This window comes from Tateyamaria omphalii (assembly GCF_001969365.1).
GTDB classification, from domain to species: Bacteria; Pseudomonadota; Alphaproteobacteria; order Rhodobacterales; family Rhodobacteraceae; genus Tateyamaria; species Tateyamaria omphalii_A.
Window position 1 is genome coordinate 709,991 of the sequence record NZ_CP019312.1, and the last position, 22,564, is coordinate 732,554.

At 60.6% G+C, this 22,564-nt stretch carries 27 protein-coding genes and 1 riboswitch; of the genes, 17 read left to right on the forward strand and 10 right to left on the reverse strand.

Annotated features, from left to right (window positions below; genetic code table 11):
- Positions 1 to 3 precede the first annotated feature (3 nt).
- Positions 4 to 53, forward strand: a riboswitch (SAM-SAH riboswitch).
- 3 nt (positions 54 to 56) lie between these two features.
- Positions 57 to 1,238 (forward strand): methionine adenosyltransferase, encoded by a 1,182-nt coding sequence (gene metK, locus BWR18_RS03465; RefSeq protein WP_076626723.1) that lies wholly within the window; start codon positions 57 to 59, stop codon positions 1,236 to 1,238.
- A 115-nt stretch (positions 1,239 to 1,353) separates the two neighbouring features.
- Positions 1,354 to 1,950, forward strand: a complete 597-nt coding sequence (locus tag BWR18_RS03470) for a hypothetical protein (RefSeq protein WP_254684926.1) — start codon at positions 1,354 to 1,356, stop codon at positions 1,948 to 1,950.
- An 11-nt stretch (positions 1,951 to 1,961) separates the two neighbouring features.
- On the opposite strand, the gene BWR18_RS03475 is transcribed toward BWR18_RS03470, so the two are convergent.
- From BWR18_RS03475 to BWR18_RS03485, 3 genes are all read right to left on the reverse strand, one after another.
- Positions 1,962 to 2,462: a hypothetical protein gene (locus tag BWR18_RS03475; protein WP_172839348.1), complete on the reverse strand. Its 501-nt coding sequence runs from the start codon at positions 2,460 to 2,462 to the stop codon at positions 1,962 to 1,964.
- Between the two features lie 125 nt (positions 2,463 to 2,587).
- Positions 2,588 to 2,929, reverse strand: coding sequence for a hypothetical protein (locus BWR18_RS03480; RefSeq protein WP_083957626.1), 342 nt, complete (start codon positions 2,927 to 2,929; stop codon positions 2,588 to 2,590).
- Positions 2,930 to 3,032: 103 nt separating this feature from the next.
- Complete coding sequence (locus BWR18_RS03485) at positions 3,033 to 3,671, reverse strand: hypothetical protein (RefSeq protein WP_076626725.1); 639 nt, start codon at positions 3,669 to 3,671, stop codon at positions 3,033 to 3,035.
- A 442-nt stretch (positions 3,672 to 4,113) separates the two neighbouring features.
- Here BWR18_RS03485 and rpsA point away from each other — a divergent pair, with 442 nt between their 5' ends.
- The 9 genes from rpsA (at position 4,114) to BWR18_RS03530 (ending at position 10,573) form a co-directional block, all read left to right on the forward strand.
- On the forward strand, positions 4,114 to 5,790 hold the full coding sequence (gene rpsA / locus BWR18_RS03490; RefSeq protein WP_076626726.1) for a 30S ribosomal protein S1: 1,677 nt from the start codon (positions 4,114 to 4,116) through the stop codon (positions 5,788 to 5,790).
- Positions 5,791 to 6,065: 275 nt separating this feature from the next.
- Complete coding sequence (ihfB, locus tag BWR18_RS03495; protein ID WP_076626727.1) at positions 6,066 to 6,350, forward strand: integration host factor subunit beta; 285 nt, start codon at positions 6,066 to 6,068, stop codon at positions 6,348 to 6,350.
- Positions 6,350 to 6,700, forward strand: coding sequence for a LapA family protein (locus tag BWR18_RS03500; protein WP_076626728.1), 351 nt, complete (start codon positions 6,350 to 6,352; stop codon positions 6,698 to 6,700). Before ihfB ends, BWR18_RS03500 begins: the two co-directional genes overlap by 1 nt.
- Positions 6,701 to 6,709: 9 nt before the next feature.
- Positions 6,710 to 7,354, forward strand: a complete 645-nt coding sequence (locus tag BWR18_RS03505; protein ID WP_076626729.1) for a phosphoribosylanthranilate isomerase — start codon at positions 6,710 to 6,712, stop codon at positions 7,352 to 7,354.
- Positions 7,351 to 7,800 (forward strand): GNAT family N-acetyltransferase, encoded by a 450-nt coding sequence (locus BWR18_RS03510; protein WP_076626730.1) that lies wholly within the window; start codon positions 7,351 to 7,353, stop codon positions 7,798 to 7,800. Before BWR18_RS03505 ends, BWR18_RS03510 begins: the two co-directional genes overlap by 4 nt.
- 15 nt (positions 7,801 to 7,815) lie before the next feature.
- Positions 7,816 to 9,063: a tryptophan synthase subunit beta gene (trpB, locus tag BWR18_RS03515; RefSeq protein WP_076626731.1), complete on the forward strand. Its 1,248-nt coding sequence runs from the start codon at positions 7,816 to 7,818 to the stop codon at positions 9,061 to 9,063.
- A gap of 226 nt (positions 9,064 to 9,289) precedes the next feature.
- Positions 9,290 to 9,553, forward strand: a complete 264-nt coding sequence (locus BWR18_RS03520) for a hypothetical protein (protein WP_076626732.1) — start codon at positions 9,290 to 9,292, stop codon at positions 9,551 to 9,553.
- 80 nt (positions 9,554 to 9,633) lie between these two features.
- A complete protein-coding gene (locus BWR18_RS03525) occupies positions 9,634 to 10,059 on the forward strand; it encodes a hypothetical protein (protein WP_172839349.1) in 426 nt (141 codons plus the stop codon).
- Positions 9,941 to 10,573: a helix-turn-helix transcriptional regulator gene (locus BWR18_RS03530; protein ID WP_368073640.1), complete on the forward strand. Its 633-nt coding sequence runs from the start codon at positions 9,941 to 9,943 to the stop codon at positions 10,571 to 10,573. Before BWR18_RS03525 ends, BWR18_RS03530 begins: the two co-directional genes overlap by 119 nt.
- Here BWR18_RS03530 and BWR18_RS03535 read toward each other — a convergent pair.
- The 5 genes from BWR18_RS03535 to BWR18_RS03555 all read right to left on the reverse strand — a co-directional run bounded on the left by BWR18_RS03535 (position 10,570) and on the right by BWR18_RS03555 (position 14,894).
- Positions 10,570 to 10,938 (reverse strand): DUF2237 family protein, encoded by a 369-nt coding sequence (locus BWR18_RS03535; RefSeq protein WP_076626733.1) that lies wholly within the window; start codon positions 10,936 to 10,938, stop codon positions 10,570 to 10,572. The genes BWR18_RS03530 and BWR18_RS03535 overlap by 4 nt on opposite strands.
- A gap of 3 nt (positions 10,939 to 10,941) precedes the next feature.
- Positions 10,942 to 12,108, reverse strand: a complete 1,167-nt coding sequence (locus tag BWR18_RS03540; protein WP_076626734.1) for a serine hydrolase domain-containing protein — start codon at positions 12,106 to 12,108, stop codon at positions 10,942 to 10,944.
- Between the two features lie 63 nt (positions 12,109 to 12,171).
- Positions 12,172 to 13,206, reverse strand: a complete 1,035-nt coding sequence (locus tag BWR18_RS03545; RefSeq protein ID WP_076626735.1) for a DUF2332 domain-containing protein — start codon at positions 13,204 to 13,206, stop codon at positions 12,172 to 12,174.
- On the reverse strand, positions 13,203 to 13,886 hold the full coding sequence (pth, locus tag BWR18_RS03550; protein WP_076630099.1) for an aminoacyl-tRNA hydrolase: 684 nt from the start codon (positions 13,884 to 13,886) through the stop codon (positions 13,203 to 13,205). Before pth ends, BWR18_RS03545 begins: the two co-directional genes overlap by 4 nt.
- A gap of 366 nt (positions 13,887 to 14,252) precedes the next feature.
- Complete coding sequence (locus BWR18_RS03555) at positions 14,253 to 14,894, reverse strand: 50S ribosomal protein L25/general stress protein Ctc (protein WP_076626736.1); 642 nt, start codon at positions 14,892 to 14,894, stop codon at positions 14,253 to 14,255.
- Between the two features lie 148 nt (positions 14,895 to 15,042).
- On the opposite strand from BWR18_RS03555, the gene BWR18_RS03560 reads away from it, so the two are divergent.
- On the forward strand, positions 15,043 to 16,215 hold the full coding sequence (locus BWR18_RS03560; protein ID WP_076626737.1) for an MFS transporter: 1,173 nt from the start codon (positions 15,043 to 15,045) through the stop codon (positions 16,213 to 16,215).
- Positions 16,216 to 16,277: 62 nt separating this feature from the next.
- On the opposite strand, the gene BWR18_RS03565 is transcribed toward BWR18_RS03560, so the two are convergent.
- Positions 16,278 to 17,441 carry an alpha-hydroxy acid oxidase gene (locus BWR18_RS03565; protein ID WP_076626738.1) on the reverse strand — a complete coding sequence of 388 codons (1,164 nt, stop codon included), beginning with the start codon at positions 17,439 to 17,441 and terminating at the stop codon, positions 16,278 to 16,280.
- 158 nt (positions 17,442 to 17,599) lie between these two features.
- On the opposite strand from BWR18_RS03565, the gene BWR18_RS03570 reads away from it, so the two are divergent.
- The 5 genes from BWR18_RS03570 (at position 17,600) to BWR18_RS03590 (ending at position 22,104) form a co-directional block, all read left to right on the forward strand.
- On the forward strand, positions 17,600 to 18,745 hold the full coding sequence (locus BWR18_RS03570) for an Acg family FMN-binding oxidoreductase (RefSeq protein ID WP_076626739.1): 1,146 nt from the start codon (positions 17,600 to 17,602) through the stop codon (positions 18,743 to 18,745).
- Entirely contained in the window at positions 18,738 to 19,184 is a 447-nt protein-coding gene (locus BWR18_RS03575; protein ID WP_076626740.1) for a MarR family winged helix-turn-helix transcriptional regulator, read from the forward strand. The genes BWR18_RS03570 and BWR18_RS03575 overlap by 8 nt, the downstream gene beginning before the upstream one ends.
- An 81-nt stretch (positions 19,185 to 19,265) precedes the next feature.
- Complete coding sequence (gene trmB / locus BWR18_RS03580; RefSeq protein WP_083957627.1) at positions 19,266 to 19,967, forward strand: tRNA (guanine(46)-N(7))-methyltransferase TrmB; 702 nt, start codon at positions 19,266 to 19,268, stop codon at positions 19,965 to 19,967.
- Positions 19,968 to 20,125: 158 nt separating this feature from the next.
- Positions 20,126 to 21,475 (forward strand): 3-phosphoshikimate 1-carboxyvinyltransferase, encoded by a 1,350-nt coding sequence (gene aroA / locus BWR18_RS03585; protein WP_076626742.1) that lies wholly within the window; start codon positions 20,126 to 20,128, stop codon positions 21,473 to 21,475.
- The gene (locus BWR18_RS03590) at positions 21,475 to 22,104 is read left to right on the forward strand and encodes a (d)CMP kinase (protein WP_076626743.1); all 630 of its coding nucleotides are present in this window, start codon (positions 21,475 to 21,477) and stop codon (positions 22,102 to 22,104) included. Before aroA ends, BWR18_RS03590 begins: the two co-directional genes overlap by 1 nt.
- On the opposite strand, the gene BWR18_RS03595 is transcribed toward BWR18_RS03590, so the two are convergent.
- The gene (locus BWR18_RS03595) at positions 22,101 to 22,535 is read right to left on the reverse strand and encodes a hypothetical protein (RefSeq protein ID WP_076626744.1); all 435 of its coding nucleotides are present in this window, start codon (positions 22,533 to 22,535) and stop codon (positions 22,101 to 22,103) included. The genes BWR18_RS03590 and BWR18_RS03595 overlap by 4 nt on opposite strands.
- Positions 22,536 to 22,564 lie beyond the last annotated feature (29 nt).

The window sequence follows — 22,564 nt, forward strand, 5'->3', positions numbered from 1 at the left end:
TCGGACGCGCCACAACGGCTTCCTGACGTGGCGTGATTGAACCTAATGGAGCGCTCATGTCCCGCAAAAACTATACCTTCACTTCGGAATCCGTTTCCGAGGGCCACCCCGATAAAGTCTGCGACCGTATCTCCGACGCCGTGCTTGATGCGTTAATCGCAGAAGAGCCAGAAGCCCGCGTCGCCTGCGAGACATTTGCCACGACCGACCGCGTTGTCATCGGCGGCGAAGTTGGCCTGAGCGATCAGGACAAGCTTCACGATTACATGGGCAAGATCGACGAAATTGCACGCGCTTGTATCAAGGACATCGGGTATGAGCAGGACAAGTTCCATCACGCCACATGCGAGATCACGAACCTGTTGCACGAACAGTCCGCCCACATTGCGCAGGGCGTTGATGCGGCTGGCGACAAGGATGAAGGGGCAGGGGACCAGGGCATCATGTTCGGCTTTGCAACGAACGAGACGCCTGAACTCATGCCGGCCCCCATCCACTACGCGCACGCCATCCTGCGGCGTCTGGCCGAGGTCCGCAAGGACGGCAGCGAACCTGCATTGGGCCCCGATGCCAAGTCGCAGCTTTCGGTGATCTACCGCGATGGCAAACCGGTGGGAATCAGTTCGCTCGTGCTGTCGACCCAGCATCTCGACGATGCGTTGAGCAGCCACGACATCCACGCTATCGTCGCCCCATACATTGAAGAGGTGTTGCCGGACGGGTGGCTGACGGCCGAAACAGAATGGCACGTGAACCCGACAGGCAAGTTTGTGATTGGCGGTCCTGACGGTGATGCGGGTCTGACCGGGCGCAAGATCATCGTGGACACCTATGGCGGCGCAGCCCCGCATGGTGGCGGCGCGTTTTCGGGCAAGGACCCGACCAAGGTAGACCGCTCGGCGGCTTATGCGGCGCGCTACCTCGCCAAGAACGTCGTGGCCGCCGGTCTGGCGGAGAAGTGTACGATCCAGCTGTCCTATGCCATCGGCGTGTCGAAACCATTGTCGATCTATTGCGATACGTTTGGGACGGGCCAGGTCCCGGACGCCAAGATCGAGAGTGCCGTCGCCCAGGCGATGGATCTGACGCCGCGCGGGATCCGCGAGCATCTGTCGCTGAACAAGCCGATCTATCAGCGCACGGCGGCCTATGGCCATTTCGGTCGTGCGCCGGACCCCGATGGTGGGTTCAGCTGGGAACGCACCGATCTGGCGGACGCACTGACCTCCGCGATCTAAGCTCACGCAGGGGCGAATGCGCGCGCACCTGTTTCAACAGATCACCAAACGGTGCTTGGTATTTGAGCCATGGCTGGCTTAGCTTTCGTCTATTCCAAGATGAAAGGCGTCCGCCATGGCATTTCTTCGTAAAACATTTTTGGCTGCCCTTTTGGCCGGCATGGCCGTCTTTGGCTGGGCTCATGCGCAGTCATCAGACAATGGCTCGGATGCAGACGTGTTGCCGGACGCAGAGGCCTTGCCAGAGGCGCCGCTTGAGCCACCCATGACGCTTTTGCGGATGGCTGAGATCATCCGCGCCATTGATCCCGAGGCGCAGCCTGCGGGCAACGCCATCCAGTTCACCATAGATGACATTCCGATCGTCGTAATTGCAGACCCGGTTGCGGACCGGATGCGGGCGATGGTGCCCATCCGGTCGGCTGACGGCTTGGATGCGTCAGAATTGATGCGGCTGATGCAGGCCAATTTCGACAGCGCCCTTGATGCCCGCTATGCCGTGGCGCAGGGACGACTTTGGGGCGTTTTCATCCACCCACTAAGCCCGCTTGAAAAAGATCAGCTTTTGTCGGCCTTTGTGCAGACGATCAACGTGGCGCGCACTTATGGGCAGACCTATTCGGGCGGTGCAACCGTCTTTGGCGGCGGCGACAGCAACGGGATATACCGGGAACTCCTGAAGGAACTTCAGGAGTTGGGGGAAGAAATCTGATCCCGTTCCGTTTAGCGCGTTTTGCGCATGTAGCGGAACAGGCCCATCAACACGCCAAGAATAAGCAAAAGCCCAAGCATGTCGCCGATCATGTATTTGAGCATGCTCAAGATGAAATCGTCCTGGGGAATGTTTCTGTGTCGTATGACGTGGACAAGCACCGATATCACGACGGACGCCGCAACCCCGCCCGCAATCATGGTGCGCCAAGCCCGACCTGCGGTGACATTGCGGCGATCATCACGCGTCGCCCAGTCGAGCGCTGCGAATATGGCCGGCGCTGTGCCATAGCTTGCCAGCCACGTGACGTAGGTCACCACCGTATCAAATGGCATCCCGACCCAGAAGATGTTTCCAATGACGATGCCCGGCGCCAGATACAGGATGCAGCGCCACCCTTCAAAAAAGGCAGAGATCACTTTGATGCCGAACGGCAGATAGAACAGCGTGGCCAGAGTGGGCAACATCGGCATGAACATGCGTTGGCCGTCCATGATCAGTTCCCACGTCAAGAAATAGGCGATGATCAAAGCACCGCTGTGCAAGCCAATCTTAAGTAATACATCGTTGTTTAGTCGGGCTGATGTGTTCAGGGATTTTGACAAGCGAGATGCTTTTTTGTTTGGGCGTCAGCTCCTTACAACTGGCCTGACGCGCGGTCCGAGAGCCGATAAAGCCCCATGGGAAACCCTTCGCATCGTTCGATCAATCCCCGTTTGATCAACTGTTTGAGAGTTCTGTGAAAAGTCGGTTGCGAGATTTCTTTGACGATGGGATTAGCCCGCACCACGTCGGTGGAACACATGTTGTCGCCAGACTTGTTCTCCTTAATGCAGGCACAGAATGCCAACACGATGTCGCGTTCGTTGCGCGACAATTCGTGCATGCCAAAGTCTTTTTCCATCTCTTCGAGCAAAGCGCGGAGTTGTGCGATCTGCCCCAATATTTTCGTATCCACTATACACCCAACCTGCGCCATTGTTTGGCGCCGCTTTTCCACGTTAAATACTTGCGATTATTCATTCTGACAACAAGATACCGGCGAAAAGGCGCCCTTTTGCCCGATCCGTAGTCAAAACTCCTCACATTTGGCTGTCATCGTCATAAGATGCACGCAAGAAGGCGTTCGTTACCGCGAAGTGCAGCGCCATCGACATTTCATACTCTGAGGCCGGAAGTCGGACGCTTGCATCAGAGAAGTCGGAGTTCTCACGGTGGATCACGCACGTCCGCGTAAATGAACGTGACATTGTCAGCACTGCAAGCGGACGGTTGGCCCGTCGCAATTCGGAGAGTTGAATGAACACGTCTTTGATGTCGGATGATGCGTCCAGATCAAGCGCGAGCAGAACCTCCGATCCATCGCAGCAGGTCGCCAACTGGAATGCGGGATCGAAATCGTCGGATATCGTCAAGGATCTCATGCGCTCGGACAGCGCGCCCAGTGTCTCGGGCGCTTTGGATGTGCGCCCGCACACGAGGAAAACGTCGCGCGCCCATAGATCGTTGTCCGCGTCCAGCGCATCGGTGATTGTTGTAAATGCTGGATCTGTTGATGGCGATGAATGCCCGTCATCTTCGTTGCCCGGAAAGGCGACAATGTTACTTGGTACGCGTCTCACGTCAGGCGCGATGATATCTGGTCGCGCTGGCACGTCCGGTTTCACATCCACGGAAAATTCAGAATCAACCGTGTCACACTCGTGTTCGTAGTCGTCCATTTTCTTCCCCAAGAAAGTAATAACGAAAGCCCCGGCTCGAAAACACCCTTTTTTATCTTATAAAGTCAGAACATCTTCGCCGCATACACCCTAAGCCGTAGTCATAATGACTACAATCTTGCGTTGTCAATCGCCCAGACCTACCAAACGTGTCCGTATTCCGGTCAACGGGACGCTTGGCCATGTGGCAATACGCCAGCGATGTCGTGTTACAGGGTGAACGGTGCGAAGCGGGATGTGGCTTGCTAGACTGGCTCACCTGGACTATACCGCGCGCGTCTATGCCAGATGTCGAGTCATGAAAGCAGGCGGGCCCCAAGTTATCAAGGGCCTCAACGCGTTTGCCGATGTCGGGTTCTAGTCAAAAGCTCAAACCCAGCAAGACCGGCGGAGACAACCGCACGGCCCGCAAAACTGAACATAGTTAGGAAACCGACGCCACATGGCTGATAAAATGATGGAGGAATTCGAAGCCCTCCTGCAAGAAAGCTTCGAAATGGACACGCCCGAAGAGGGGTCTGTTGTCAAAGGTAAGGTCCTTGCCATCGAGGCGGGCCAAGCCATCATCGACGTAGGCTACAAGATGGAAGGCCGCGTCGAGCTTAAAGAATTCGCAAATCCCGGTGAAGCGCCCGAAATCTCTGTCGGGGACGAGGTCGAAGTGTACCTGCGCGCCGCCGAGAACGCCCGCGGCGAAGCTGTTATCTCGCGCGAGATGGCCCGCCGCGAAGAAGCCTGGGATCGCCTGGAAAAAGCATATGCCGACGACGCCCGCGTCGAAGGGGCCATCTTTGGCCGCGTCAAGGGTGGCTTCACGGTCGACCTCGGTGGTGCCGTGGCCTTCCTGCCCGGCTCTCAGGTTGACGTGCGCCCCGTACGTGACGCTGGCCCGTTGATGGGTCTGAAGCAGCCGTTCCAAATCCTGAAAATGGACCGTCGTCGTGGCAACATCGTTGTGTCGCGCCGCGCGATCCTCGAAGAATCGCGTGCCGAACAGCGCGCCGAAGTCATCGGCAACCTGACCGAAGGTCAGAACGTCGACGGCGTGGTCAAGAACATCACCGAATACGGTGCATTTGTTGACCTTGGCGGTGTTGACGGCCTGCTGCACGTCACCGACATGGCATGGCGCCGCGTGAACCACCCGTCCGAGATCCTCACCATCGGTGAGACGATCAAGGTGCAGGTGATCAAGATCAACAAGGAAACCCACCGCATTTCGCTGGGCATGAAGCAACTGCAAGAAGATCCATGGGATCTGGTGGCTGCCAAGTACCCGCTGGAATCGACCCACACAGGCCGCGTGACCAACATCACCGACTACGGTGCCTTTGTTGAGCTGGAACCCGGTGTCGAGGGCCTCGTTCACGTGTCCGAAATGTCTTGGACTAAAAAGAACGTGCATCCGGGCAAGATCGTGTCCACCTCGCAAGAGGTCGAAGTCATGGTTCTGGAAATCGACGGTGCCAAGCGCCGCGTGTCTCTGGGCCTGAAACAGACCATGCGCAACCCATGGGAAGTGTTTGCAGAAACACACCCCGAGGGCACCGAGGTCGAAGGCGAAGTCAAGAACATCACCGAATTCGGTCTGTTCGTTGGCCTCGAAGGCGACATCGACGGCATGGTTCACCTGTCCGACCTGTCGTGGGACCAGCGTGGCGAAGAAGCCATTCAGGATTACCGCAAGGGCGACATGGTTGGCGCGGTTGTGTCCGAAGTGGACGTCGAGAAGGAGCGTATCTCGCTCTCGATCAAAGCGGTTGGCGGCGACAAGTTTGCTGAAGCCGTGGGCGGCGTGAAGCGCGGCTCGATCGTGACCGTGGAAGTGACAGCCATCGAAGATGGCGGTGTCGAAGTGGAATATGAAGGCATGAAATCCTTCATCCGCCGCTCCGACCTGTCGCGTGACCGTGCCGAACAGCGCCCCGAGCGTTTCTCGGTCGGTGACAAGGTTGATGTCCGCATCACCAACATCGACAGCAAGACCCGCCGTCTGGGCGTCTCGATCAAGGCGCGCGAAATCGCCGAAGAGAAAGAGGCCGTGGAACAGTACGGTTCGTCCGACAGCGGTGCATCGCTGGGCGATATCCTCGGTGCCGCGCTCAAGGGCGACGAGTAAGCCCGCAGCACTTTGCTGAGCGTTTCGAAGGGGCCCCGCGGGGCCCCTTTTTCTATGTCATTTAACGTGTCGAATCGTTCTCGTTTCAAATGTCCCACGATGGGACACACGCGGGCATTGTGCCAGATGAGGGTCTAAAAACCGCTCATGTTCCTGTGCAGAAGGCAAAAAATCGACCCAAGCCCAAATACGGGCTATTCCCGAAAGCCACGTTTGTTCCTATAGTTACGGGACGGCTAAAGAAAAAATGTCCGAGTCTCTCGGGAGGGAATAAGATGATCCGGTCAGAGTTGATCCAGAAGATCGCAGACGAAAACCCACACCTGTATCAGAGAGATGTCGAGCGGATCGTGAACACCATCTTTGATGAGGTTACCAACGCGATGTCCCGCGGCGACCGGGTCGAGCTGCGCGGCTTCGGCGCCTTTTCGGTCAAGAAGCGCGATGCGCGGACCGGCCGGAACCCCCGCACTGGTGAGACAGTTGAAGTCGAAGAAAAACACGTGCCCTTCTTCAAGACGGGCAAGCTCTTGCGTGATCGTCTGAACGGGAAAGCCTGATGCGCTATATCCGCTACGCCTGCATTGCTATTTTTGCTGTTGCGCTGATTGCCGTGGCCCTCGCCAATCGGGGCATGGTGACGCTCAAGCTGCTGCCGGGCGAAATTGCGGGTCTTTTCGCGGTCGCGCCGACCATCGAACTGCCCCTGTTTGTGGTGATCTTTGGCGGTATCATCGCGGGCTTGCTGGTTGGTTTTGTCTGGGAGTGGATGCGCGAGCACGCCATCCGCGCCGAGAATGCGCGCAACGCGCGTGAAAAGCGCCGCCTCGAACGCGAGGTCAAACGCTTGAAATCGGAAAAGCACGAGGGCAAGGACGAGGTGCTGGCCCTTCTCGACGAAGCCAGCTAATCCGATCCCATGTCAGATGTGTCTGTAAAGATCTGCGGCCTGCGCCGCCCTGAACACGTGGCCGCCGCCGTCGAGGCCGGGGCAAAATACGTTGGTTTCGTCTTTTTCCCGAAATCCCCGCGCAATATCAGCATCGAAGACGCACGTGCGCTGGCTTTGGACGTGCCGCCCGGGGTGGCCAAGGTCGCGCTGATCGTGAATGCCGATGACGCCTTTCTTGACGCGCTTACGGCGCGCGTGCCGCTCGATATGTTGCAACTGCACGGGGCCGAGACGCCCGCACGTGTGGCCGAGATCAAGGCGCGCTACGGCCTGCCGGTGATGAAGGCTGTGGGCGTCGCCGATGCTGATGATCTGCCCGCACTCGAAGCGTATGTGCGTGTCGCGGATCAGATCCTTGTCGATGCCAAGCCCCCCAAGAACGCAGATCTGCCGGGGGGCAACGGTCTGACCTTTGACTGGCGGCTGGTTGCGGGGCGCCGGTGGCCCGTGCCGTGGATGCTGGCCGGTGGTTTGACCGCTGACAACGTGCGCGAGGCGAAGGCGCTGACCGGTGCGCAACAATTCGACATCAGTTCTGGCGTCGAAACGGCGCCCGGGGAAAAGGACACACAGCTTATCCGCCGCTTCATGTCTGCGGCACAATCCGCATGACCGTTGTCTTTCGCGAGGCAACCGAAGCGGATGTACCTGCCGTCCTGGCGTTGCTGAGAGATGACAAGCTGGGCGTGACCCGCGAAAGCAATTCTGCTGATGCGTATCTGCCGACCTTCAGGGAGATCGCAGCCGATCCGAACAACGCCGTCATCGTCGGTGAACTGGATGGCGCTGTTATCGCCACCTATCACCTGACCTTTATCGCCGGCCTGTCCTTGCGCGCCACGCGCCGCGCCCAGATGGAAGCGGTGCGCGTGGCCAGCCATATGCGCGGGCAGCGGGTGGGCGAGGCCATGTTCGCAGATGCCGAGGCGCGGTCCCGCGCGGCAGGCTGCAAGCTGATGCAACTGACGATGAACAAAGGTCGCACCGACAGCGCGCGTTTCTATCAGCGCCTTGGCTTTACCCCTTCCCACATCGGGTATAAACGCGATCTGACCTGAACGCGGGAGGCGACGATGGCCAACGATCTTTTCAATTCCTTCATGACCGGCCCCGATGAAAACGGGCGCTTTGGCGATTTTGGCGGGCGGTTTGTGTCCGAGACGCTGATGCCGCTGATCCTGTCGCTGGAAGAGGAATACGAAAAGGCCAAGACCGACGACAGTTTCTGGGCCGAGATGGACCATCTGTGGAAGCATTACGTCGGTCGCCCCAGCCCGCTGTACTTTGCCGAGCGCCTGACCGACCATCTGGGTGGCGCCAAGATCTATATGAAGCGGGACGAACTGAACCACACGGGTGCCCACAAGATCAACAATGTGCTGGGCCAGATCATCCTTGCGCGTCGCATGGGCAAGACGCGCATCATCGCAGAAACCGGCGCGGGCCAACACGGCGTTGCAACAGCGACGGTCTGTGCGAAATTCGGTTTGAAATGCGTGGTTTACATGGGTGCGCATGATGTTGAGCGGCAGGCGCCCAACGTGTTCCGCATGAAGCTTTTGGGCGCCGAAGTGATCCCGGTCACCTCCGGCCGTGGCACGCTGAAGGACGCGATGAACGATGCGCTGCGCGACTGGGTCACAAACGTGCGCGACACGTTCTACTGCATCGGCACGGTGGCTGGTCCGCACCCGTATCCGGCCATGGTCCGCGATTTCCAAAGCATCATCGGCAAGGAAGTCCGCGAACAGATGGTGGAGGCCGAAGGGCGCTTTCCGGATACACTGATTGCTGCGATCGGTGGCGGGTCGAATGCGATGGGCCTGTTCTATCCCTTCCTGGATGAAAAAGAGGTCGGAATTATCGGCGTCGAAGCCGGTGGCAAAGGCGTGAATGCCAAGATGGAGCATTGCGCGTCCCTGACCGGGGGGCGCCCGGGCGTCCTGCACGGCAACCGGACGTATCTTTTGCAGGACGATGATGGTCAGATCCTCGAAGGGTTTTCGATCTCCGCAGGTCTGGATTACCCTGGCATCGGGCCGGAACACGCATGGCTGCATGACATTGGCCGGGCGGAATATGTCTCGATCACGGATGTCGAGGCGCTTGAGGCGTTCCAACTGTGCTGCACGACAGAAGGCATTATTCCCGCGCTTGAACCGTCTCACGCGCTGGCGCATGTGATGAAGATCGCGCCGACGCTGCCGTCTGATCACATCATCTGCATGAACATGTGCGGGCGCGGAGATAAGGATATTTTCACCGTCGCGCGGCACCTGGGCTTTGACATGACCGGTCCCGAAGGGCGCAACGTCGAGTAGTTCCTTTGTTATGTGACTGAAAAAGGTGGGATTTTGGCCGCCTTTTGTGACCTTTTCGATCCGGACCGACCCAGGTGTCGCGTATAAACTCCGGTTTAGGGCCCTTGGCTATGTGTTTACTCCGCGCGGTTTAAACCCATAGCGCATGGGCAATAGCGCATTCTCGTCCCTTTTCTGAAACACGTCGCGGATTTCCGCCGCGGTGCACAAACAGAAAGGAAGTGAGATGAAAAAGACAGTGACTTTGACCGCGATTGCCATGCTCATTGCAACAATGGCCGACGCCGACACCGACGGACGGTTCAAATTCTCGGACCTGTTTGACCGGGACAGGATCTGGTCGTCGATGTCCGATGATGACGATGACGACGACGCTGGTTGGGGCTGGTATGGTGATCGCGACGACGATTGGGGCGATGATGACGATGAGGATGATGATGATCACGGGGATGCCAGCGATGATCGCGGGGATGATGGTGGCGACGACTGAAGCCGCCATGCGTGAACTTCAATGCAACCAAAGACCCGCAAATCGGTTTCGGCGCGGCATTGCGGATCGAGGGGCATAACATGAAGATGTGGGTTTGTGCCATGGCGTTTGCCTGCGCCGTCAGCGCGCCGAGCTTTGCCGGTCCGATTGAGGACAGCATCGTCCGGCAATTGCGTGACCAGGGGTTTTCTCAGATCGAGGTGCGGCGCACGTTGCTTGGCCGTTCGCGCATCGTGGCGCGCAGCAGAGATTTGTATCGCGAGATCGTGGTCAGCCCCGTTACCGGGGAGATTTTGCGTGACTATTGGCGGGAACTGGATGGTGACGGCCAGAACACGCAAATCGTGAATCCGGGACGCTTGGGCGGCGCCGACAACGACGACGGTGATGATGATCGTGACGATGACGATGACGATGATGATGACGACGGCGACGACGACGGCGATGATAGCGACGGCGGCGACGACGGGGGGGATGACGGAGGCGACAATGGCGACGACGACTGAGGGTCGCGTGACATTCAGTGTATCACGACGCACGGTGGTTTTTTCGATAGTGCTTCTGGTTCAAGCGTTGTGTGCCGTGTTCTTCGTATCCGAAATTCTCGTTACGTTGCTGGGCCTTCCCATTGCGCCGATCAGTTGGCAGGTCCACGAATTGATTGAAATTGCTGCCGCTCTTGGTCTGATTATTGGCGTCGGCGTCGGTGCCTATATGCTGCGCGCTGCAGTGCGCCGCTCAGAACATGTGGAAAGCCAGCTTCGCGCCGCCTCTGGCGCGTTCATGGAGTTGCTGGAGGACAAGTTCACCCTGTGGGGCCTGACCCCTGCAGAGCGGGACGTGGCGTTGTTTTCAATCAAGGGGTTCAGCACGCAGGACATCGCCGCTTTGCGCGAAACGTCCGAAGGGACGGTCAAGGCGCAGACCAACGCGATCTATCGCAAGGCCGGCGTATCCGGACGCCCCCAATTGCTCAGCCTGTTCATTGATGATCTGATGGAGGGGCCGTTGCAGCACTAGGTTGCGTGCTGTTTCAGGATATCAAGCGGAACCACGTCCAGCGCCCGCAGGTGCGTCGCCGTCAGGCTGACCTTGGGCGCGCAGCCCTCCTCATGCGCTTGCAGGAAGCGCGAGGCGCACAGACACCAGCTGTCACCGGGGTTCAGTCCCTTGAACCGGTACTCGGGCCGCGGTGTGCTCAGATCATTGCCGACATATTTGGAATAGGCCAGGAACTCGGCCGTCATTACGGCGCAGACGGTGTGGCTGCCCTGGTCGGCAGCGCAGGTGTTGCAGTGACCGTCGCGGAAAAACCCGGTGACAGGGTCAATACCGCAAACATCAAGTGCGGTGCCGAGTACGTTGATGCTGTCGTCGGGTTCCATGGTTCACTCCGTTGCGGCCACGATCTGGCGGAACATGTCGACATTCGCGGCGTTCACGCCCGCCTCGCGGAACTTGCGATCTGCGGCTGTGGTCACGATGACAACACCCGCCTGCTTGTCGATATAGAGGTACTGACCGTAGATGCCACGGCCCATGAACTGTCCCTCTGTTGCGCCAAAAGGGATCCACCACTGATAGCCGTACCCGATCTTGCCCGGCGCGGTGGGTGCGTTGGGGCTTGTGGATGTTTTTATCCAGTATGCGGGCACAATCTGCTGGCCCTGCCATTGCCCGTCCTGCAGGATCATTTGGCCGAAACGCGCGTAGTCGCGTGTCGTGACGTTCAACCCGCCAAGAACAAAGGCGACGCCGACGCCATCGGTGAGGTACAGCGGGGATCGGTTCAGCCCGAGCGGCTCAATCAGTTTCTCCGCCATCAGGTCTGGGATGTCGCGGCCTGTTGCGCCGCGGGCCACCATGCCCACCACATGGGTGTCGATCGACGTGTATTGCCATGTTTCGCCGGCGGGGGCGAAGGTTTCGGTCAGACCAGCGGCGAAGTTGTCCATCTGCCCGCCCAAAGCGATGACGCGGCCCATCCTGTTGATATCACTGTTATAATCAAGATAGTCTTCGTCGAACGTGATGCCGCTTGTCATTTGCAAGACGTTCCGAATGGTCACGCCGTCATAAGCCCCGCCGATCAGTTGGGGGACATACTGCGTCACTGGCGCATCCAGGGATGTGATCGCGCCTTCGTCCACGAGGATACCGAACAGGGCGGAGAGGTAGCTTTTGGCAACGGACCAGCTGATGCGTAGATCGTCGACTTCTGTTCCGTGGTAATAGTCCTCGTGGACGATCTGCCCGTCCTTGAGGACAAGCGTGGATGTCACCGTGCGGTCAACGACCCATTCCGCGTATCCGCGCGGCATATCGAGCGGCGTGCCGATGGGCAGGGGGCTGACAGGTGTGTCGCCCTTTGAGATCTCCCGGTGCAGGAAAGCGCCGTCCATGTTCGAGAAGTTCGATATAATGCACTCTTCATCGAATAATGTGTTGACGGCCATGAGGCGTGTGATCTCCTCACGCTTCCACAATCCGATCACAAACGCGGCAATTGCCAAGGTCAACAGGGCCCGAAATATCCATTTTACGATTTTTTTCAATCTTATCCTCCAACCCGGCATGCACTCCATAGGACCGTGATCAGGGGCAGCCGCTGCCAGCGTTCATGCTGCCCACTTGATCCAACGGCCATGAAAATCGGCACGCCCAAGGTTCACGGTGATGTCGCCGGGCCACAAGCGCAAGGTTAACGCAGCGCCAACGGCGCCCGTCGTGTCGCCATCGGTTTCCATCTGCATCCATGCCAGTGGTGTTTCGGGTGTGGCATCAACGCCCGCCGCTTCGATCATGGCCGTCCCGCGCGCCTGTGCCTCGGCTGGGAAATACTGCCAGGCGACCGTGTGTTGGATCATGTGCATGTGCCCTTTGGGTGCCGTCGTCAGTCGATGTTCGAGCCAGTCGATGGCATCGCCCCGGTCCACCTTCGCCGTCAGCACAGATGTCGCCGCGTGGGTCAATTCAACCCGGTGCGGTTGATCGGCCCAGAGGTAGGACAGCAGCGCCATGCGGTCCGTATTATCACTCAGATTCAGTGGGTTGAGGTCCACCCCGGATCTTTCCATAACCTGTGGACAACCCTGTGGGGGCGCCTTGCCAGTCCAGTTGGGGTTGAGGGTCAGCACGGCATCTTCGGGGCCGAAACGGCGCGTGGGTGTGGCGAGTGCGAAGTGGTCCCACATCAGGTTTAACCCGCCGCTCGCACCCAATTCGGAGAGCACGATGGGCCGGTCGAAATGCGACAGCGCGACATGCGCCATGGGAATGAGCGCGGCGCTGCGCCGGACTTCGTTGGTCTGCGGCGCGTGCCTTGTCCAATCGAGGAAGAAATCTTCCTTCGTTTTCAATGCGTTGAGGATTGCATTCTCAAGCGTCGCGTCATCGACGGTGTTGGGCGGGTAGGCTTGCATTAAACCCGCGTCCTGACCGCGCAGCACCAACGCGTGCAGGCCGCCGCCGATCCGAAGGGGCAGGGAATGTCCTGCTGGGCCAATATCCCCTTGATACTCCGCTATTTTCTGGCCGAGTGCCGTGTCCGGATCCCAGCGTTCCGCAAGGATGCCGAACACACGCCCCATCAAGGGCGAGCCCATATGCGCGCAGGTTTTGGACTGGTCCAAGAAGGCCTGGCGCAGGGTCATGAAAAACGATCCATCAGTTTTTGCAGAGGCGACCGTGTGTCGGTCTCGGCTGGTGCCTGTGGTTCGGGAGTATTTGTTTTTGCTTCTTTTTCTACGCTCTTGCTGGACCGCGGCGGAGCGACGCGCAAGGCAACAGCGTTCATGAATTTGGCGCCATCGCCAAGCGCCAGGTGAGGCGCGCCGTCGGAACAGCCGCGTATGACATCGTCAAGCCAGGCGTCGTCCGCCTTGGGAAAGTCGCGCAGTACGTAGCCAGGCACGGCATCCTTGTGGCCGGGATGTCCGACGCCCAGACGCACGCGCGCATAGTCTGCGCCGATATGGGCGTGGACCGAGCGAAGCCCGTTGTGACCGGCATGCCCGCCGCCGAGCTTCCACCGCACCTTGCCCGGCGCGAGGTCGATTTCATCATGTAAAACAATGACATCCTCGGGGTCCAGCTTGTGAAAACGCATCGCGGCCCCCACGCTGTCGCCAGATTTGTTCATATAGGTTTCCGGTTTCAGCAGCACTGCGCGGGTCGATCCGAACCGCCCTTCAGACACCAGCCCCTGGTGTTTGGATTTCCATGCGGGGAAACCGTGATCGGACGCGATCCGGTCCAGAACCATGAAGCCGATATTGTGCCGGTTGCGGGCATATTTGGCACCGGGATTGCCCAGACCGACGATGAGTTTCATGGACGCCTCCAGTGCATGTTGCGGCGCAGCATAGGGGCAGGGCTGGACCGGGTCCAGCCAAGTGTAAACGTACCGTGCCGTGGGCTGATCGCGCTGGATCAGAGACAAAGCGCGAAGTTTGCGGTCCAAAGTGCATGTTTTGCCGTGGCCAGAGTCCCTGCTTTCAGGGCCGTGTTCCGCAAACCGCACAATTTGGCGATGAAACTGCGCATTTTGAAGCACACAGAGCCGCTCACCGTTTGTCAGGTTTTGACCTTTTCAACCGCGCCGTAACCATCTGGTCACTTTTGAGGGGCAACCCTCACAAAACGAAAAAGGCCGCCCCGGATCGGAGCGGCCTGATGTCAAACTGGACGGCGGCGAAGATTATTCTTCGCTGGCCTCTTCAGTCGCCTCTTCGCCTTCGGCATCGTCCTCTTCATTCTCCGACGAGCGCAGACCGGACGGTGCGCTGATCGTGGCGATCACGAAGTCGCGGTCGATGGTCGGCTTGGCGCCCGCGGGCAGCGTCACGGACGAGATGGTGATGCTGTCGCCCACTTCGGCGTCGCTCACGTCGATCGAGATGCTTTCGGGGATGTCGCCAGCGGTGACGACCAGTTCCACCTCGGGGCGGACCAGGGACAGCACGCCACCCTTTTTCAGGCCGGGCGACACGTCCTCGCCTTCGACTTCAACACCGATGAACAGGTTGATCTTGGTGGTGCGGCGCAGGCGCATGAAGTCCACATGGGTCGGCAGGTCTTTGACCACGTCGCGCTGCACGTCGCGGCAAATGACGCGGACATCGTCGTGGCCGTCGACCTTCATGTTGAAGAGCGTCGACTTGAACCGACCGGCCTTCAGCATTTTGAACAATTTGTTAAAGGGCAGATTGATCGGCAGCGGATCTGTGTCGCCACCAAAAACAATCCCTGGAACCATGCCGTCGCGGCGGGCCTGACGAGCGGCGCCCTTGCCTGTCCCCGTGCGTTCCAGGGCTTCGAGATCAGGAATCTCTCCAGCCATCGTATTTCTCCAAAGTTAGGGCAGGGTGCCTCCAAGGCTGTCACCCCGCGTGAAAGCTGCGCTATAGACCGGTTTCGGAGGCGTGAAAAGACGCAAAATGCGTGTCTTGGGGCTGGACCATGGCAGGGGCGCATGTCACCGCTGGGCCATGAGACTTTTAGACGACATCGTGGCCTCGCGGCGGGCCCTGGCGGGTTTCGTGATCGTGGGCTTTGGCTGGGCTGCGTTTTCGGCGCAGATGCCCGTGATCAAGGCGCAGGTGGGTGCGGGCGACGGGGCCTGGGGCACGCTGGTGCTGATCGGATCGACCGGTGCAATCATGGCCATGTGGCTGGCGCCGCTGATGCACCGGCTGCTGGGACAGTGGGCGATGGTTGTCGGCGCCACTGTCATGGCAGCGGGCTTTGTGCTGTCGGGGGCCGCGCAGACGCCGCTGGTGATGGGTGTTGCCCTGTTTCTGGCCGCGGGCGGGTCTGGGGTTGCGGATGTGCTGGCCAATGCCGAGGTGAGCGAGGCAGAGGCCGAGACGGGACGATCCCTGATGAACCTGAACCACGGTTTGTTTTCGGTGTCCTATGCGCTGGCGGCCGTGGCCGTGGGTGTGGCGCGCGAGGGCGGTCTGGGGCCTGTCGCCATCTTTGCGGGCGTCGTGCTGTCGGTCGCTGTTCTGAGCCCCTGGCTGATCCTGCCCATGCGCCGCCTGGCCGAGGAGGACACGCAGGACGCCAGCGGCATGCCGCGGCTCTTGGTCTGGGTGGGTGGCCTCGTGGTTCTGTCCGCTTTTCTGGGAGAAGCCGCGTCAGAGGGGTGGTCTGCGCTGCATGTGGAGCGCACGCTGGGCGGCGGTCCGGCAGAGGGCGCGATGGGCCCCGCGCTTTTGGCCACCGGCATGGCAGTGGGACGGTTGGGTGCGCATATCTTTGGCGCAAGCTGGCCGCCTTTCCGGGTGATGGTCGTGGCCTCGTGCCTGGCCGGCCTGGGATTGGCGCTGGCAGGTGTGGCGACCGGCTTGCCGATGGCCTATGCCGGGTTCCTGCTGGGGGGCTTGGGCGTGTCGGTCGTGGGCCCGCTGGCCTTGGGGCTGGTGGGACAGGCCGTGCGCCCGAAACATCGCCTGGCAGCGATCAGTCAGGCCGCTGCACTTGGCTATGCGGCCTTTTTCCTTGGCCCTGTGATCATGGGCTTTGTCGCCGAAGGGTTCGGCCTGCGTGTCTCCTTCTACGCGGTTGCGGGCATCATGTTCGCGGTGGCCGCGATCCTGCTGCCTACGTGGGGCCGTATGCTCGCCCGCCAACCCGCGCCCATATCTTCTTCTGGCTGAAAATACTTCGGGGTCTGGGGCAGAGCCCCAGCCGGTCGCCGCAGTGCGCTGCGGCGAAATTTCTACTGCCAGCGCCCCTCAAATCCCTCCGGCACCAGCAGGTTATGGCGCCCAAGGTCTGCCACATGCGTCTCTCCACAGAGCGCCATGGTCGTGTCGAGTTCCTTGTGGATCACGTTCAACGCCTCGGTCACGCCTTTCTGCCCCATGGCGCCAAGCCCATAGACAAAGGCGCGGCCGATATAGGTGCCCTTGGCGCCCATCGCGAGGGCCTTGAGCACGTCTTGACCGGAGCGGATACCGCTGTCGAGATGCACTTCGACCTGGTCACCCACCGCGTCCAGGATCGAGGGGAGCGCGCGGATGGACGACAGCGCGCCGTCAAGCTGTCGGCCGCCATGGTTTGAGACCACAATGGCGTCGGCGCCGACCTTGAGCGCCATTTTCGCGTCGTCGGCGTCCAGAATGCCCTTGAGGATGACCTTACCGCCCCATTGCTCTTTCAGCTTGGCGACCTTCGACCAGTCGAGGGTCGGGTCGAACTGTTCTGCTGTCCATGCGCCGAGAGATGAAGCGTCGCTGATGCCGTCCACGTGGCCCACGATATTGCCGAACTCGCGACGCTTGGCCGACAGCATCTCAATCCCCCAGGCCCATTTGGTGGCGAGGTTCGCGATGGTCTTGGCCGTCAGTTTGGGCGGGGCGGAGAGACCGTTTTTCAGGTCCTTGTGCCGTTGGCCGAGGATTTGCAGGTCGAGCGTGATGACGAGGGCCGAACATTTCGCATCCTTGGCCCGCTGGATCAGGCGGCTGACATAATCCTGGTCCTTCATCGTGTAGAGCTGGAACCAGAAGGGGGCGCCCGTGTGACCCGCGACATCCTCGATCGAGTTGATGGACATGGTCGAGAGCGTGAAGGGCACGCCGAATTTCTCCGCCGCGCGCGCCGCTTTCATCTCGCCATCTGCGTGCTGCATGCCGGTGAGGCCCACAGGTGCGAGGGCCACGGGCATGGCGACGTCCTGGCCGATCATCTGGGATTTGGTCGAGCGGCCCGACATGTCCACGGCCACCCGCTGGCGCAGGCGGATGTCGTCGAAATCAGAGGAGTTGTCGCGGAAGGTCTGTTCCGTCCAGCTGCCGGATTCGCAGTAATCGTAGAACATGCGCGGCACGCGGCGTTCGTAGATGCGTTTCAGATCGTCGATGGTGGTGATGACGGGCATGATAAACTTCCGATATTGGTCAGGTTTGATTACCAATTGGGTGAGTTTCAGGCAAGTGGGGATCGGGTTTCTTGAATAAAGTGCGATTTAGGACTTGTTTGGTGCGATATCGTATTATATCTGAACGATAGTACCATGTCGCACCATTGGAGGTCGCAATGTCACTCTCTCGTCGCAAAACCCTCGCCCTACTGGGGGGCGGATCCATCCTCGCCGCAACTGGCGCGGGCGCCTATGCCGTGACGCGCATGCCGCGCACGGCGCTGGAGCCCTGGGCTCAGGCCGGCAGCTATGCCGAGCCGCGGATGCGGGCGCTGTCCTATGCCATTCTGGCACCGAACCCGCACAATCGGCAGCCCTGGCAGGTCGATCTGCGCAAAGACGGCGAGGTGACGCTGCGCGTGGACACCGACCGGCTGTTGCCACACACCGATCCGTTCAGCCGTCAGATCACCATCGGGCTCGGGTGTTTTCTGGAGCTTATGACCCTAGCTGCGGCGGAGCAGGGATATGGTGTGGATCTGGACCTGTTTCCCGATGGCGAAGACCCGACCACGCTTGATACGCGGCGCGTGGCGGTGGCGCGCTTTACCGAAGGCACTGGCATAGCTGCGCCGGATCTCTTTGGGCAGGTCATGCAGCGCCGGTCGTTGAAAGAGCCGTTCGATACAGAGCAGACGGTCGATCAAGCGACGCTCGATGAGGTATTGGGCGTTGCCACGTTGAGCCAAGTTGCAGGCTCTGTCGTGCCGCGCGACATTGCGGAGTTGCGCGCGCTGAGCCATGAGGCGCTGCGGATCGAGATCGAGACGCCGCACACCTACAAGGAAAGCGTGGACTTGTTTCGTATTGGCCGGCGGGAGGTGGATGCGAGCCCCGATGGCATCGACTTCACAGGCCCCATGTTCGAGGCGATGGCGCTGACCGGCACGTTCACACGAGAGGGCGCGCTGGATCGCAGTTCGATGGCCTATACCGAGGGGCTGAAGGCTGTGTTTGCCAACACGGACACGGCCATGGGGCATCTGTGGCAGGTCACGCCGACCAATACGCGGGCCGATCAGATCGCGGCAGGGCGGGATTGGCTGCGCCTGAATCTGGCCGCGACGAAGGTAGGCTTGGGCATGCAGCCGCTGAGCCAGGCGCTGCAGGAATATCCCGAGATGTCCGCGCTTTATACAGAGGTGCATGACAGGCTGGCGCCCGAGGGTGGAACCGTGCAAATGTTTGCGCGGATCGGATATGGTCCGGATATCGCCCAAAGCCCGCGCTGGGATGTGGAGAGCAAGATCGTGCATGCGTGACACCGACCCGTCGGTCTTTTTCCAACTGTTCAACGAGATCGCCATCATCGAACAACTGAGCCGCGCCCTTTTGGAGGCGCGGCTGCCGCATGGTTTGATTGCGCCGCATTTTGCTGTGCTCAACCATCTGACCCGCGTGTCGGATGGCGGCACGCCCATCGACATGGCGCGCGCCTTTCAGGTGCCCAAGACGTCGATGACCCACACCCTCAAGGGCCTGGAGGCGCACGGGCTGGTGGAGATGCGGCCCAATCCCGACGATGGCCGGTCCAAGCGCGTGTGGCTGACCGAGGCCGGGCGCGATTTGCGTGCTGACGTGATTGTGGCGCTTGGCCCCGATTTTGATGAATTGGCCCGCGGCTTTGACGTGGCCCGGCTGGTCGATATCACACCCGTGCTGAGCGATTTGCGCGCCTATCTGGATGCCGCGCGGGATTGAGGGGGCGGGGGCGCAGGACACCTGCGCCTTACGATTGGCCCCCCATTGCCCCGGCTCCGCGCCCGCGTTAAATGGCGCGCCATGACAGATCGTCCGCATCGCAATTTCTATGGCCGCCTGAAGGGTAAGACCCTGAAGGACAGTCAAAAACGTTATCTGGATGAGGATCTGGACGCGTTGTCGCCGGGCCTCGTGTCCTGGGACGACAACCCTGACCGAACGCCGCTGGATCTGGACGCCTTATTCGGGGGCAAGCCCGTTTGGCTGGAGGTCGGTTTCGGCGGTGGTGAGCATTTGGTGCATCAGGCCGCGGCAAACCCCGGCGTCGGGATCATTGGGGCCGAGCCCTATATCAACGGCGTGGCGATGCTGCTGGGCAAGATCCGGCGGGCCGGGGTTCAGAACCTGGCGGTGCATCCCGGTGATGCGCGTGATTTGATGGATGTTCTGCCCGATGCGTCGATTGCGCGGGCGTTTTTGCTCTACCCCGATCCGTGGCCCAAGGCGCGGCACCATCGCCGCCGCTTTGTCACGCAGGAGCATCTTGAGCCCTTGGCCCGTGCGCTGCAGCCCGGTGCCATCTTTCGCATGGCCACTGACATTCCCGACTACGTGCGTCAGACCTTGGAAGAGGTGCCCAAGGCCGGGTTTGAGTGGCTGGCCGAGCGGCCCGCCGATTGGCGCGCCCCGTGGGATGACTGGATCAGTACGCGTTATGAGCAGAAGGCGCTGCGCGAGGGGCGTGTGCCGCATTACCTGACTTTTCGGCGGTTGGGCGGCTGATCTGCTGTTGCGCGGGTTGAGACTGCGGGAGCGAAGGGCCAGCCCCTCGCGCTCCCCGTGTTATTTTCGGTCAGAAGAAACATGGGGTGTCGCGCGGTCTGGACGGCCTTGTGCGGGCGGGGTAGGTCTGCGCCGAACGAATTGATGCGAGCGCAAACATGTCCAGCCACGGTGATCCGATCCCCATGACATCCTCTGCCTGCGGGCCACTGTCCGGGGTGGCGGAGGTGCCCGGCGACAAGTCCATTTCGCATCGGTCCTTGATTTTGGGAGCCATGGCGGTGGGGGAGACGACCATCACCGGATTGCTGGAGGGGCAGGACGTTTTGGACACCGGGAAGGCCATGCAGGCCTTTGGCGCTGAGGTTGTGAACCATGGCGGTGGGTCGTGGTCGGTGCATGGTGTCGGTGTCGGCGGGTTTGCAGAGCCGGATCAGGTCATTGATTGCGGCAATTCCGGCACCGGTGTGCGGCTGATCATGGGGGCGATGGCGACCTCGCCCATTTCTGTGACTTTTACCGGGGACGCGAGCCTGAACGGCCGGCCTATGGCGCGGGTAACCGATCCGCTGGCCCTGTTTGGGTGTCAGGCTGTGGGCCGTGCGGGGGGAAGGTTGCCGATGACCCTTGTGGGGGCCGCTGATCCGGTTCCTGTGCGCTACACCGTGCCGGTGCCGTCGGCGCAGGTGAAATCCGCCGTTCTGCTTGCGGGCCTGAATGCGCCGGGGGAGACCGTGGTGATTGAGGAGGAGGCGACGCGCGATCATACCGAGCGGATGCTTGCAGGGTTTGGGGCTGAGATTTCTACCGAAGTCACTGAGGCGGGCCGGGTCATCACGCTGAAGGGGCAGCCGGAACTGGCGCCGCAGCATATTGATGTGCCGCGCGATCCGTCCTCTGCCGCGTTTCCGGTCTGTGCGGCGCTGATTGTTCCCGGCTCGGACGTGCTGGTGCCCAATATCGGGTTGAACCCGACGCGCGCGGGTCTGTTTACCACACTGCGTGAGATGGGTGCAGATCTGGTTTACGAGAACGAGCGGGAAGAGGGTGGGGAGCCTGTGGCCGATTTGCGGGCGCGGTTTTCGCCGGATCTGGTGGGCATTGAGGTGCCAGCCGAGCGCGCCGCGAGCATGATTGATGAATATCCTGTGCTGTCGGTTGTGGCGTCCTTTGCCAAGGGACGGACCCACATGCCGGGGGTCAAGGAATTGCGCGTCAAGGAAAGCGACCGGATTGATGCGATGGCTGTTGGTCTGCGGGCTGCCGGTGTTGCTGTGGAGGACGGGCCGGATTGGTGGACGGTGACAGGGCTGGGCCATGGCAATGTGCCCGGCGGAGTGACCTGTGCCAGCCATCTCGATCACCGGATTGCCATGTCGTTTCTGGTGATGGGCATGGCCACCCAAAAGCCGATGGGCGTGGATGACGGGGGGCCGATTGCGACATCATTCCCGATCTTTGAGCCGCTGATGTCGGGGCTGGGCGCTGATATGCGCCGCGGCGGGTGATGTCGGCACCTGCGTTCACGGTTGCGATTGATGGGCCTGCGGCGGCGGGCAAGGGGACCATCGCGCGTGCGGTTGCGAGGCATTTCGGGTTTGCGCATTTGGACACCGGGCTGCTTTACCGGGCCGTTGGGGCGCTCACGCTGGACGGGGCCGATCCGGTTACGGCGGCGCGGGCGCTGGATCCGCGTGCACTTGAGGATGCGCGCCTGCGTACGGCGAATGTGGCGCAGGCTGCAAGCCGCGTGGCTGTCATTCCGGAGGTGCGGGCGGCGCTGCTGGAATTTCAGCGCGGCTTTGCCCGGAGGCCGGGCGGTGCGGTGCTGGATGGGCGCGACATCTGTACGGTGATTTCTCCCGGCGCCGAGGCGCAGTTCTTTGTGACGGCCAGCCCGGACGTGCGGGCCGATCGGCGGTGGCGCGAACTGCGCGACAAGGGCGACACACGCACGTTGGGCGAGGTGCTCGACGATGTCATTGCGCGGGATGCGCGGGACAGCCAGCGCGATGCAGCGCCGATGCGGCCCGCAGAAGGCTCTATGGTTCTCGACACCTCTGAGATGTCGATTGACGCTGCTGTGGCTGCTGCCATCGCCCATGTCGAGGCAAGGGGCGGCGTGCCGCTGCGCTAGGCGTGCAGCGCGTTGTTGAGATCGGCGGAATCGACGATCATGTAGGACGTGAAGGTGATCTGCCATGATCCGTCTGGCTGCCGCTTGATCAGCGAAAAGGCCGGGTAGGGGTCCTGAACCAGAATGTCGCGGCTGATTAGGCGTGTTTCATGTGTGGCGGCCACCTCGTCCGGGGATCGGAAGCTGGCAGACACGCAATGGCGCGCCATGATCGTCACCTGTTGTTTCGACATATGTGCATGCACGGCGTCGAAGGTGGCGCTGAGATCTGCCCGTGATTCGACGGCTCGTCGGCCGTTTAGGGTCTCGATGGTGTAGGGGAGGTTGAAGCACGCGGCGAACGTGTTGAAGTCGTTCGACAGCAATGCGTTGCCCGTGCGTTCAAGCAGGGCTTCGGAAACCTCGGTGGGGGATGCGGTGGTTTTAATCAAACTATTTAGACGTCCAGAATGATTCCGAA

Coding starts and splice junctions, on each gene's coding strand:
- metK (WP_076626723.1), top strand. CDS start 57: ATGTCCCGCAAAAACTATACCTTCACTTCGGAATCCGTTTCCGAGGGC.
- BWR18_RS03480 (WP_083957626.1), bottom strand. CDS start 2,929: ATGGCGCAGGTTGGGTGTATAGTGGATACGAAAATATTGGGGCAGATC.
- BWR18_RS03545 (WP_076626735.1), bottom strand. CDS start 13,206: ATGACCCTGCGCCAGGCCTTCTTGGACCAGTCCAAAACCTGCGCGCAT.
- trpB (WP_076626731.1), top strand. CDS start 7,816: ATGGCCAACGATCTTTTCAATTCCTTCATGACCGGCCCCGATGAAAAC.
- BWR18_RS03520 (WP_076626732.1), top strand. CDS start 9,290: ATGAAAAAGACAGTGACTTTGACCGCGATTGCCATGCTCATTGCAACA.
- BWR18_RS03555 (WP_076626736.1), bottom strand. CDS start 14,894: ATGGCTGGAGAGATTCCTGATCTCGAAGCCCTGGAACGCACGGGGACA.
- BWR18_RS03505 (WP_076626729.1), top strand. CDS start 6,710: ATGTCAGATGTGTCTGTAAAGATCTGCGGCCTGCGCCGCCCTGAACAC.
- ihfB (WP_076626727.1), top strand. CDS start 6,066: ATGATCCGGTCAGAGTTGATCCAGAAGATCGCAGACGAAAACCCACAC.
- trmB (WP_083957627.1), top strand. CDS start 19,266: ATGACAGATCGTCCGCATCGCAATTTCTATGGCCGCCTGAAGGGTAAG.
- BWR18_RS03575 (WP_076626740.1), top strand. CDS start 18,738: ATGCGTGACACCGACCCGTCGGTCTTTTTCCAACTGTTCAACGAGATC.
- BWR18_RS03500 (WP_076626728.1), top strand. CDS start 6,350: ATGCGCTATATCCGCTACGCCTGCATTGCTATTTTTGCTGTTGCGCTG.
- pth (WP_076630099.1), bottom strand. CDS start 13,886: ATGAAACTCATCGTCGGTCTGGGCAATCCCGGTGCCAAATATGCCCGC.
- BWR18_RS03570 (WP_076626739.1), top strand. CDS start 17,600: ATGTCACTCTCTCGTCGCAAAACCCTCGCCCTACTGGGGGGCGGATCC.
- rpsA (WP_076626726.1), top strand. CDS start 4,114: ATGGCTGATAAAATGATGGAGGAATTCGAAGCCCTCCTGCAAGAAAGC.
- aroA (WP_076626742.1), top strand. CDS start 20,126: ATGTCCAGCCACGGTGATCCGATCCCCATGACATCCTCTGCCTGCGGG.
- BWR18_RS03565 (WP_076626738.1), bottom strand. CDS start 17,441: ATGCCCGTCATCACCACCATCGACGATCTGAAACGCATCTACGAACGC.
- BWR18_RS03535 (WP_076626733.1), bottom strand. CDS start 10,938: ATGGAACCCGACGACAGCATCAACGTACTCGGCACCGCACTTGATGTT.
- BWR18_RS03525 (WP_172839349.1), top strand. CDS start 9,634: ATGAAGATGTGGGTTTGTGCCATGGCGTTTGCCTGCGCCGTCAGCGCG.
- BWR18_RS03470 (WP_254684926.1), top strand. CDS start 1,354: ATGGCATTTCTTCGTAAAACATTTTTGGCTGCCCTTTTGGCCGGCATG.
- BWR18_RS03530 (WP_368073640.1), top strand. CDS start 9,941: ATGATGATCGTGACGATGACGATGACGATGATGATGACGACGGCGACG.
- BWR18_RS03560 (WP_076626737.1), top strand. CDS start 15,043: ATGAGACTTTTAGACGACATCGTGGCCTCGCGGCGGGCCCTGGCGGGT.
- BWR18_RS03510 (WP_076626730.1), top strand. CDS start 7,351: ATGACCGTTGTCTTTCGCGAGGCAACCGAAGCGGATGTACCTGCCGTC.
- BWR18_RS03485 (WP_076626725.1), bottom strand. CDS start 3,671: ATGGACGACTACGAACACGAGTGTGACACGGTTGATTCTGAATTTTCC.
- BWR18_RS03590 (WP_076626743.1), top strand. CDS start 21,475: ATGTCGGCACCTGCGTTCACGGTTGCGATTGATGGGCCTGCGGCGGCG.